Annotated in this window: 18 protein-coding genes; 13 read left to right on the forward strand and 5 right to left on the reverse strand. The window is 46.8% G+C overall.

Going from position 1 to position 9,858, the window contains the following annotated elements:
- The 4 genes from DXZ20_RS18080 to DXZ20_RS18095 all read right to left on the reverse strand — a co-directional run.
- Positions 1–744 (reverse strand): helix-turn-helix domain-containing protein (locus tag DXZ20_RS18080; protein WP_250565813.1); only part of this gene is annotated, 744 nt, incomplete at its 3' end.
- A 49-nt stretch (positions 745–793) separates the two neighbouring features.
- The gene (locus DXZ20_RS18085) at positions 794–991 is read right to left on the reverse strand and encodes a hypothetical protein (protein ID WP_163699652.1); all 198 of its coding nucleotides are present in this window, start codon (positions 989–991) and stop codon (positions 794–796) included.
- Between the two features lie 62 nt (positions 992–1,053).
- On the reverse strand, positions 1,054–1,242 hold the full coding sequence (locus tag DXZ20_RS18090) for a hypothetical protein (protein WP_163699653.1): 189 nt from the start codon (positions 1,240–1,242) through the stop codon (positions 1,054–1,056).
- A gap of 13 nt (positions 1,243–1,255) precedes the next feature.
- The gene (locus DXZ20_RS18095; protein ID WP_163699655.1) at positions 1,256–1,780 is read right to left on the reverse strand and encodes a hypothetical protein; all 525 of its coding nucleotides are present in this window, start codon (positions 1,778–1,780) and stop codon (positions 1,256–1,258) included.
- 210 nt (positions 1,781–1,990) lie between these two features.
- Here DXZ20_RS18095 and DXZ20_RS18100 point away from each other — a divergent pair, with 210 nt between their 5' ends.
- The 13 genes from DXZ20_RS18100 to DXZ20_RS18160 all read left to right on the forward strand — a co-directional run bounded on the left by DXZ20_RS18100 (position 1,991) and on the right by DXZ20_RS18160 (position 9,126).
- Positions 1,991–2,248 carry a helix-turn-helix domain-containing protein gene (locus DXZ20_RS18100; RefSeq protein ID WP_163699657.1) on the forward strand — a complete coding sequence of 86 codons (258 nt, stop codon included), beginning with the start codon at positions 1,991–1,993 and terminating at the stop codon, positions 2,246–2,248.
- Between the two features lie 117 nt (positions 2,249–2,365).
- Positions 2,366–2,656: a hypothetical protein gene (locus DXZ20_RS18105; RefSeq protein ID WP_163699659.1), complete on the forward strand. Its 291-nt coding sequence runs from the start codon at positions 2,366–2,368 to the stop codon at positions 2,654–2,656.
- Complete coding sequence (locus DXZ20_RS18110; protein WP_163699661.1) at positions 2,643–3,254, forward strand: GIY-YIG nuclease family protein; 612 nt, start codon at positions 2,643–2,645, stop codon at positions 3,252–3,254. The genes DXZ20_RS18105 and DXZ20_RS18110 overlap by 14 nt, the downstream gene beginning before the upstream one ends.
- Complete coding sequence (locus DXZ20_RS18115) at positions 3,247–3,825, forward strand: hypothetical protein (protein ID WP_163699663.1); 579 nt, start codon at positions 3,247–3,249, stop codon at positions 3,823–3,825. Before DXZ20_RS18110 ends, DXZ20_RS18115 begins: the two co-directional genes overlap by 8 nt.
- Positions 3,826–3,828: 3 nt before the next feature.
- Positions 3,829–4,110: a helix-turn-helix domain-containing protein gene (locus tag DXZ20_RS18120; protein WP_163699664.1), complete on the forward strand. Its 282-nt coding sequence runs from the start codon at positions 3,829–3,831 to the stop codon at positions 4,108–4,110.
- Positions 4,111–4,341: 231 nt separating this feature from the next.
- Positions 4,342–5,172, forward strand: coding sequence for a BRO family protein (locus DXZ20_RS18125; RefSeq protein WP_163699666.1), 831 nt, complete (start codon positions 4,342–4,344; stop codon positions 5,170–5,172).
- Between the two features lie 48 nt (positions 5,173–5,220).
- Positions 5,221–5,745, forward strand: coding sequence for a hypothetical protein (locus DXZ20_RS18130; RefSeq protein WP_163699668.1), 525 nt, complete (start codon positions 5,221–5,223; stop codon positions 5,743–5,745).
- Between the two features lie 9 nt (positions 5,746–5,754).
- A complete protein-coding gene (locus DXZ20_RS18135; protein WP_163699670.1) occupies positions 5,755–6,336 on the forward strand; it encodes a hypothetical protein in 582 nt (193 codons plus the stop codon).
- Between the two features lie 79 nt (positions 6,337–6,415).
- Positions 6,416–6,631, forward strand: a complete 216-nt coding sequence (locus tag DXZ20_RS18140; protein WP_163699671.1) for a hypothetical protein — start codon at positions 6,416–6,418, stop codon at positions 6,629–6,631.
- The gene (locus DXZ20_RS18145) at positions 6,631–7,122 is read left to right on the forward strand and encodes a hypothetical protein (RefSeq protein WP_163699672.1); all 492 of its coding nucleotides are present in this window, start codon (positions 6,631–6,633) and stop codon (positions 7,120–7,122) included. The genes DXZ20_RS18140 and DXZ20_RS18145 overlap by 1 nt, the downstream gene beginning before the upstream one ends.
- A gap of 51 nt (positions 7,123–7,173) precedes the next feature.
- Positions 7,174–7,443 carry an NfeD family protein gene (locus tag DXZ20_RS18150; RefSeq protein ID WP_163660044.1) on the forward strand — a complete coding sequence of 90 codons (270 nt, stop codon included), beginning with the start codon at positions 7,174–7,176 and terminating at the stop codon, positions 7,441–7,443.
- Between the two features lie 655 nt (positions 7,444–8,098).
- Complete coding sequence (locus DXZ20_RS18155) at positions 8,099–8,560, forward strand: hypothetical protein (protein ID WP_163699674.1); 462 nt, start codon at positions 8,099–8,101, stop codon at positions 8,558–8,560.
- A 41-nt stretch (positions 8,561–8,601) separates the two neighbouring features.
- Positions 8,602–9,126, forward strand: coding sequence for a hypothetical protein (locus tag DXZ20_RS18160; RefSeq protein ID WP_163699677.1), 525 nt, complete (start codon positions 8,602–8,604; stop codon positions 9,124–9,126).
- Between the two features lie 74 nt (positions 9,127–9,200).
- Here DXZ20_RS18160 and DXZ20_RS18165 read toward each other — a convergent pair whose 3' ends face one another.
- Positions 9,201–9,443, reverse strand: coding sequence for a hypothetical protein (locus DXZ20_RS18165; RefSeq protein ID WP_163699679.1), 243 nt, complete (start codon positions 9,441–9,443; stop codon positions 9,201–9,203).
- Positions 9,444–9,858: the final 415 nt, after the last annotated feature.

Raw genomic sequence — 9,858 nt, forward strand, 5'->3', positions numbered from 1 at the left:
TACCTTAAGCACTCGGGTACATCCCAATGCATTCTCTTGCACCACAAAGCCAATCCCCGATTCCTTCAGCCTAAACAACAACTCAGGATCATTGAGTTCAGTCGCTACTCTCTTCTTCTGGATAGGATCAATGTTTCGGTCTATCCGCCATCGATTGTTAAGTCGTCGTTTGATAGTGGACTGCGATCGCCCAACGGTTTTAGCAATGCCTGCCACTGAAGCACCTGGAATCTGAAATCCATCGTTTACCACTGCCATGCCCTTTGCCCCTGGGAAACTGTCAGAGGATGCTGCGTCGTGTGGATCAAAAACTGATTTCTTGGCCTGGCCCTTCTTGGCTTTCTTGGCTGCCCAGTACGCCTGTCGTTGTCTGTACTCGGCTTCTAAGGCTGTCGCTAATGCTTTGCTACCCATACGGGTGAGTTCGGATAGGGGAACGTCTGCGATCGCACCCAACCCATCTACACCCAATGCACAGGCCACTTTGGTAATGCCCGATAGATAGAGCTCTACCTGACCATCAATGCGTCGTCGTGACCGCCACCAAACACCGAGACCTGCCTTTAGCCAACGGTAAATGGTGTTGGTGCTGACGCCCATGAGGAATGCCATGTCAGACACACCAAAATAGACACGTCCAGTGCCTTCTGTGTCGAGGGCTCGTAAGACGTGCCATAGCCTGGCCTGCTCACAAGTATCGAGCAGACGGCTATAAATTCGTATGGTGCTGAGTTCTGGGTACATTGCACGAAGCTGGTCCCAAATAGAACCAGCGATCGCGCTTAGTTGGCTCCTATGCCTTGATGAACTTGGGTGTTAAGGCTTTGACCTGTCGGTGAATCTTCACCTGCAAATGCAGCTCAGCCATGCTCACAGCATCGGCCTCATGGATAAGCTCAGACAGCTCTAGAACAAACTGGGTAAAGCGTACTAGCAGCCATAGTACAGAGAGGAAAATGAGGCGGATTAGGGTTTTGGTTGTGTTGGTCATGGCTCAGAATTCCGTAGGGTTGATAGGGGCCGGTCCCGTAGCGATGGAACCGGCGGTGAGGGTTATCGGTGGGCGAGTCCCATCCGGGCGTCTAGGCTCTCGCTCCAGTAGGCGGGTGCAGGGCTGCCTTTAAGCCAGACGATCACCTGACTGGGAACCCTTTCGTCGAGCCGGATTTCTTCCTCAAGCTGAGTGAAGGTATCGACATGCACCAGAAAAATGCCGTCGTAAAACAGTACGGATAATGGCATCGCTATGCCCTCCCTATGCGGCGATCGCACTAGCGACAAACCGAGGCAGACGAATACCCACCTTACCTAGGTCCTGAAAGCACTCCACCATATCGCCACGGCGCAGAGTTTTAGCAAAACCCAGAGGCACCCAGAGCGTGTCGGTCCACCGGTCATCTACGGGTAGGTCATTCAGGCCTCGGATGCTGACTAACTGCACTTGGCTATGGCCACCAATGAAGATAGGACCATTGCTGTAGCGGCTAGCAGGCTTACTGACAGGGCCAAAGTCGATTACTTCTGCTAGGCAAACATCAGCCTGAGGTGGAGTGTTCTGCTCAGCGTAGTCCTGCTCAGCCTGGGCAACGCAGTCGTCATAGGAACCCATAAAGGTATTGGGGTAGGCACTATAGCGAACGTATTCCCAGTTCAGGCCGAGTTCTGGTGAGCATTGGATCAGTCCAATGGTGCGATCGTTCCAGGTGACCGCATGTTGGGTAAGGCTGGTTTCGGTTATTGCGAATGAGGTTGATTGAGAGTTTTGAGTTAGAGTTTGCATTGGCTCTAATTGCGTAGTGGTTAGGGTCAGCGGGGCTCAGGTGTTAGTTGGTAGCTGTACCTGGGCCTTTGCTTATGTTTAATTATGCTAACTATCAGTTAGCCTGTCAATAGATAGCTATATAAAAGCTAGCTATTCAATAGTTAGCTACTTATCAGAATGCCTGATACCCCCTGGTAGGCTAGTCAATGGTTAGCTAGCCTGTGGGAGATGAACTTAGTAATGCCGGTGAAAATACTTCTAGATAAAGTGAGAGATGAGCGCGGCGTCTCACAGGATCAGCTAGCCAGGATGATTGGTCAGTCGCGAACAAATATTCAAAGCATTGAGCGTGGCCGTTCTAAGTCAATAACATTTGCCACGTTAGACAAGATTTGTCGAGCACTTAAATGTCAGCCAGGAGAGCTGTTGGTTTGGGTGCCTGACGACGAAGACAAAGAAGACACAGCTGAGACGGCGGAGGGCTGAAGATGATTAACCCAGCTGACATCCAAATCAATGAGCTGCCATCGATGGCTTTGGTTGACAGAGGTCGGTTCAAATGGGCTAAAAAAGATCGTTGAGAATAGCTAAAGAGGTAGCAAAATGACGTTCATGAAGCCAGGTGCAATTTGCACAATTTCTCTTTCTGCAAGCTATGAGAGGGCTTTGAAGGACGGTGGCGGATTCTTTAAGGACAATGAATATACCTTTTATACGGATGGAGAAGTCCTTCATCAATGGGATGAAAGCGATTGGCGATACGGTCTTACTGAATGGCTAACTGTGAAGGATCTGTCAGGGAAAAAGGCTCTTTTCTTGTCCAAGTGCCCAGAAAAATACAAGACAAAACTTCAGAAACTTTTTGAGGAGTTCAGTAGCGATGAAGATGATTAACCCTTCTGACATCCAGGTTGATGAGCTGCCGTCGGTGGCTTTAGAAGACAAAGATCAGCTCCCTGAAACTTCAGGTGTTTATTTTGCGATAGATTCTCAAAATTCCATTCAATATATTGGTCAATCAACTAATCTTAAACGGAAGTGGTTTAACCATAACCAATACAGTCAATTACGGCAACAAAGTAATGATTTAAAAATTGCCTACCTAGATTGTTCTGTGGATTTTCTAAGAGTAGTAGAAAAGGAGTTTATTGAAAAGTTTAAGCCTCCTCTAAACAAGATAATTCCAACCATGAAAGCCTTGACTGACGGGAATGATGCTGTATCTTATCTGATTAAGCAACGAATGGATGAACTAGGCCTGGAGCCTAATGATTTGGTGCTTCGTTACTGTGCTCACCTACAATCTAAGGGCGTCAAAAACGCTACTCCTGCTAGTCGTAGGAATATGATTTATCGAGTGCTTAGCGGAGAAACCAAGCCACGGATCGATACCTTTTTTGATATCGTCGCAAGCTTGAACGGCAATATACTGATCGAGTGGAAAGACACGAAGGTGGTGGGCATGGATAATTTAGGGGGCGCAGATGAGTGAATCAACCAAGGCCACTCGCGCCACTATCCAAATCGGTGACCTAACTGTTGATGGCTTTATGTTGCCCGATGGTAGCTACCGAATGAGCCAGACTCAGACTGCTGAGGCGGTTGGGTTGCCAGAACGAAACGCCCGCGAATTTTTAAAGTCAAAGGCTATCAAACGCTTGTTGGGTGAGGATTATACGCCCGCGATTTCTGAAGTTGAAATTGAGTCCACTGATCAAGCTAGAGGGCAAAGCCGCATTAATGCATTGTCCTTAGACACCGTATCTGCCTACTGGTTATGGCAATTGTTCAGAGGCAATAAACAAGCCCTGGCCCTATGCATGGCCTTAATGATTGAGACGCTCACCCGTCGTTTTGACAAAGCTTTTGGTGTCCAGCGCTCTGAAGATGAGTATAACCAACTGTTGCGTGATCAGAATGCTGCTCTCCAGGCGACATTGCAAGATCTAGCTGACGCCTACGCAGAGCCAGACTTGCTTAGAGAACATGTGTCCAGATTGGAGCAGCAAATTAGAAGCTTGGGGGCAGAGCCGTGGGACTTGCCTAATGATGGGGGAGACTAACCCATGCTCATTCTTAAACTCAAAGAGGCCCAGGCCAGATACAACGTTACCAACAAAGACCTAGCCGAATTCATCGGAGTAGGCAAAACCATGATCTCTGACTGGCGTGCTGGCAGGAAAAAACCCAGCTACGATCGCATTGGCAAAATCATGAATGCGATCGCTCAGCTTGGCGACAAGAGTCAGCTGCAACTTTTCCCACTGTCGTTATCAGAGTTGATCGAGTGGCGGAAGGATTTAAATGAGAACCCCGTAACAAAAAGAGAAGAAACTATCTCTTTTTAAGAGCCTTTGTTCTCTCCTTTTGCGGGTGCTGTTCGTTATAATGAGAACACAAGATTTTTGACAATCAAATGAGGGAAGCCGCCGACAGGTAAATGAGTTGGCGGTAGTGGGATTTTAAAGGGACGGAAGAATTTTGTAAGTGGGGACATGGCAAAGGGGGTAAGGATTGTTTACCCCTTTTGAAAGATAGAGAAACACTGAACTGACATCTAAACAATGGAGGAATTCAAAATGTCAGAAATTAGTTTGTTTACTTTTGAAGGTAGCGAGATTCGATACGTTGGAGACGACGCTAAGTATGAGTGGGTCGCATCAGATGTTGTAGCTGCGCTTCACCCCACGGCTAATCCAACCAACCTAAGTAACTACCTCAAGTCTGTTAGCCCAAAAAGAAAGGGTAATAAGATTGTTATTACCCCTGGTGGAGAGCAGTCAGTGGTTACTTTGCTTGAAGGTGGACTGTATGAGCTTTTAGGTAAGTCACGCAGTAAAACGGCGGAGCGTTTTCAAGATTGGCTATACGACGAAGTTCTTCCAACAATTAGAAAGACTGGCTCTTACTCGGTCGCGGAAACTATCGACGTCGAAGCAGTGGAGGTACCTCAATTACCTCCTGCCCCACCGATCACGGAGCTCATCGACGACAGCGAGGCCCTGGGTCGTCTATTCGGCCCTGCTTACGGTGAGAGCTTTGCGATTATTAATATCAAGAAGTTTCATCCTCATAAGGCGCTACCTGATGTCTCCGCTAGAGAGCGTTCTTCTATGGAAACCGCCGAAGCTCTGCTCAATGCAACTCAGATAGCTGAAGAACTGGGCCTCACCTGCAAAACCAACAGCAACCCCAGTCCACAGGAGGCTAACAAGCTGCTGGCTAATTTGGGCTATCAATACAAAGTTGGTAAGGGCAAAAGCGGCCAATGGACTCCCACAGAAAAGGGAGATGACTTTTGCGATCGTAAGCCTGTTTCTACCAATAGCAAGTCGGATAAATTTCAGTTGCTGTGGCGTGCATCGATTGTCAATGAGCTTCGTGGGCAGAGCATGGAGTCCACTAACTAGACTGACAAATCATCAAAACATCGAATCAACTACTAAGGATTTTGAACAATGCAAACAACTCCTCAAATCAAAGGCATTTCATCACGCCAAGCAGAGAAAGCAGTTAAGTCTTTTATCAAAACTCTAATGGACCCCGATCGCTACGATCAGATGCTCCTATCAAAACTTGATGAGATGTTCCCAGACACTGAGCAAACCCGCCCCTTAAACCAAGAGTTGGAAGTTTTCTTCAATGACTCTTGGGAAGCACGCTGCACCCCAGCATTAGCGGCAAAAATTAAGTCAAGCATTGATGCTGTACCTGTGCGTAGCTTTGAAGGCTATGCGATGGACTTAATGATGACAACTCGCTCAGGAGTAGAGCTTATTGCTGGATGGAAAGTGTTTGAGTGTCTTATCTCAGGCAGTTTGGAGGATGAGCCGCCTGTCCTTTTGGTTTCTGGAATGTGCTTCCTGCCTCAGTCCGCTTATAGCAATGGCGGGAAAGACCGCATTGTGTTTATGCTGGCCAGTGAAATTGGGCTGGAGCGTAAGCAAGCAAAAGGGTTTGGCTCAGGCCGCAATTCTAAGTGAGGCATTGGCATGATTTACACCACCGATCAGCTGGCTGAAATCATTGACTCTGAGATGATGGCCCACATTAAAGGAGAGCGCGAATTCGTCAGGCTCGATCGCATTGAAGAAAAGTTTGCAGCCATTGCCAGCTATCACGAGGTTCGAGAGCAAGTGCATGCTTATCAAAAGCAGCATGGGATCAGCGGTGTTGTTGTCGAAGCTCGCGAATTGCCTGACGGTTCTGTGATTCGTTTTCCCGTCCAACATACCCAACTAGAGTTGGTTGACGGTGACATGGAGATTCTATCCGCAGCCAAGGACAGGGTAGTCCATGCGTTCCTTAATCAGCTTAAAAAGGGCTACTACTACCTGATGCAGCGGATCGAGTCACGGGATAAAGGGGAGTGGGATATGGAAACCACACCTGAATTCATTGAGTATTTTGCTGGTGACATGGAGTGGGCTGAAATAACGCCTTACAGCGAAGGTGAGTTTTCTCTAAAGATTGGATATGGTGGGCCGGTGGATAGCGACTATATCTCTGGCGAGAATTGCGACAGCTGGTATTTCAATGCTCAGAACCATTGCAGAAATTTAGGGGTGAAGTAACCCCACCAAAAGTCGAGCGCGATCGCGATTCATCCCCGCATTTTTAAAGTGTAAAGTTAATCAACTGTGAGGATTTTTTATGGCCTATGATCCAAAAACTGACACAACTCGGCATGCTGCCTGTAGTCGTCGCGACTGCGTTGACATGGAAGCGCGAAATAAATGGAAGTTAATAGATGTTGAAACACTACCTAGCGCCCCATCATCTAGTTCAGTATTGAAGGTTAACTGTGTATTTCAGGGAGACTGTCAATTTGACAAAACCCGTATGGACCTGACTCAAGGAGACGACTGATGCCACGTAAGACTTACCTTTTCTATGCCAATAGCGGCGACGATACTAAGGATGTATCGCGGCTGATAAAGCCTAATGGCAATGAAAGCCTGCATTATCTGCTTGAGCAGCATTTTGACTCTACACCAGAAGGCAAGATTCCTGAGATGGGATATCGCTTGTCTGAGCGCAATGCAGAAGGCACTCATACTCGTCCTGGTCCATGGGTGGTTGAGTCGGTAGACTCGTACCTGCCAGATTTACCTGTAGGCTCAGGATTCGCTGAAGTCGTTATTTGCGAGTGTGGATATGCTCCTTTGCCTGAGGATGAAAATCCATGGACTGAGATTGCTCGCAGCAACCAGGTAACGTTTGATGATTCCTTTGGCGGTAATGAAGACCTATTTCTGAAGTTTCTGCAAAGCGAGGAAGCCGCTCAGTATGAGCTTCGGGGACGCATTCCCGTTAAGTTCAAAGAAGAAATAGAAAAGTCGGGCATAGCTGTAGGCTGAAAAGTCTAGGAGCGGGCCAAGTACGTGTCGCGAGTCGGTTGGGGTGTAGCTATGTGGCGTAGACTAATTGCTTTTTCAAGAAAACGTCCTCAATGGGTAGATGAAGTCGGCTTTCCCAAGCTGGATGAAGCCATGGTGGTTCAAGAGATTGCTCCGCAGCGACGAGGGCGAGTGAAGTTTAACGGATGCATTTGGTATGCCATCACAGAGCAGCAGTGTTTTGGGCCCAACCAAAGGGTGCAGGTTTTGTATCGTCAAGGAAATACCCTGGTTGTCGGTCCCTTACCTGAGCCTGACAGAAAGGGTCGGATTAGGCCGTAGCCACGACCTCCACCAAAAGGCTGATCTTGACTGAGTTGCCCTGATCCAACCGTGAATCCGATAGTTACCATCCCGCTACGGACAGTACTGACTCAACCAAGGGCGTATTTAATTTAATGTTAGTAGGCAGGCATCAACTGTAACAAGGGTTGCGGCAATTCGTTAAAACCACCCAACCTGAATGGCTCGATAGGCTCGCAAACAACCGTGCTGCTAGGGCTGAACTAGAAACGGCTGTTTAGGGTGCGATCGCACTAGCCAGAATTTTCAGGGTGGTAGAGGCGAGCGTCAGCGGTTGGTGGGTGAGTGAGACGTGTAGTACTCTGCATTCAGGAGTGATAGGTTCTGTAAATAAGGGTGTTATTACCTAAAAGTGACGGATAAGATTCGGAAATATGGATCTTATCCGTCAAATCTGACGCTGAATATATAGTTAGCTGGCTTTACCCACTAGCTAGAGCAACCTCTTAATCTACTCCAAGTATTTGAGGACGCAAGGGCTCTCAGATGGACTGGACTGCTGCTCTTGAATATCGATAAATACAGGGCATGCCGAAAGCAGGTAAAGCTATTTCTTAATTACCATTCACCAAGTCGATGAAGTAGTCTATGTTTAATTCCTTTAGTTCTTTTAACCAGAGGTAAGAAAATTCGAATGCCAGACAGCAACAATAAACCGGATCAGCTTAACTCGCCTAACATAGAATTTGCCAAGACATACTACGAACACCAATATAACAGGGTGTCTAAGCTAGAAGAGCAGGGTCTCACTATTACTAATGTCGTTATAAGTTTTAGCGTGGTGGCTTTTACTTTCGGCTTTAATGCCAATCAAATTTTAACTACTGTAACAGGCATTGTTCTTCCTTTGACTATGATTGTTATCAACATCTTTGCTATTACTTATTTGATAAGCTCAGGTGATTGGATTGAAACACATCGTAGTAGAGGTAAACGTATCCTTAAACTTTTTGCAGAGGATATTTATCAGCTTGATCGAGAGGTGTTTAAAGAAAGAAAAATCAGATTTTTTGGAAGGAGAAGAACCCAGATATTGATTCACACTGTTTTAATAGGTATTGCCATGGTGCCCATCTTAATATACTTGAAAGCTTAGTATTTTTGATGATTCTCAATCTCTCATTGAGACAGGATGAGATGTGGAAAAAGCTTGCCGATACCTGGGAAGAGTTTTGTCAAGAGTTTTACGGGTACCCTGCCCAGTGGATTGAATATGTAGCTGAAGGGTACAAAAAACTGGGTAGTCCTAATAGGCCGGTCACATCCGCAGAGTGCATAACAGTAGCAAAAATTGCTGCTACTGCAGATCCTGAAAAGGTCAGCAAGCGTGGTGGACAGAGCGGGAATACAAACGCCAAAAAGAATAAAAACGATTCTTATCGTGATAAGAATCGTCGGGGTACTAATAGGGGTGGCACATCACCCGATTACCTCGCCCAACGCATAGCTGAGGCTGCCCCAGAGATCCACCAGAAGATGCTAGCCGGTGAGTATACGTCAACCAGGGCGGCTGCCATTGATGCGGGCATTGTCAAGCCTCGGCAGACGTTTTCTGTAGGTCCTACGACTGAGGCTGGCGCGTTTGCTGGACAGCTGTTTGAGCGGTTGGATCAGGATTTCTTAGTTCAGGTAGTAGCAATTTTGAATGAGGCTTTGGCATGACTTACACCACCGATCAGCTGATCGAATTCCTTAAGACAGAGCGGGTGTTGGGGTTGCTTACCTGATGATTGCGACTAACCTAAGCCCACACTTTTTGTAAAATCCTCCAATTCCATACAAAGATTAACGATAGGCATCATCTTCTGAACGCCCTGTGTGATTAGCATTCTAAAAACCAAAGCATTAACTTCAGCTTGGATATAGCCAGGGTCTGTAGAAGCTTTTACATGGTCAAGCGAGCCATTAGTCTTAGGCTCAATCTGGATAAGTTCTTGTTCAATTTGATGGAGCCGTCTCAATATTTCATCATCCACCATTACTTGAGTATCTGCGCTGCATAGCAACCACAGAAAATGAGTCGATATTCACAGAATGCTCATATTTACTGATGGATTAACATGACTTTTTAGTCAGATTAGGGATGAGATCGCGCTAACTGGATCAGAACTTCCAGGGGGGCAGAGGGCAACGTCAGCGGTTGGTGGGGAGTGAACGGGCGCGTAGTGCCATGAATGGTTGCATTCATCAGCTACGATGTCCTATTAAACGAATAATTGACACTTTTCTGCAAATTCTGAGTCAATGCCTACATCTTCTTCCCCAAAAAGCCTTTACGCTTCCGAGTTGACGACTTGAATTTAAGTTGGGTGCGGCTCTTTTTAAGTAAAGCAATTAAGATGCCAACAATCTTTCAGGATCTTGAAACTTGCTGACATGATTGCGTTTGAATTC

Origin of the sequence: Adonisia turfae CCMR0081, assembly GCF_011009555.1 — a bacterium.
Taxonomy (GTDB): domain Bacteria; phylum Cyanobacteriota; class Cyanobacteriia; order Phormidesmidales; family Phormidesmidaceae; genus Leptothoe; species Leptothoe turfae.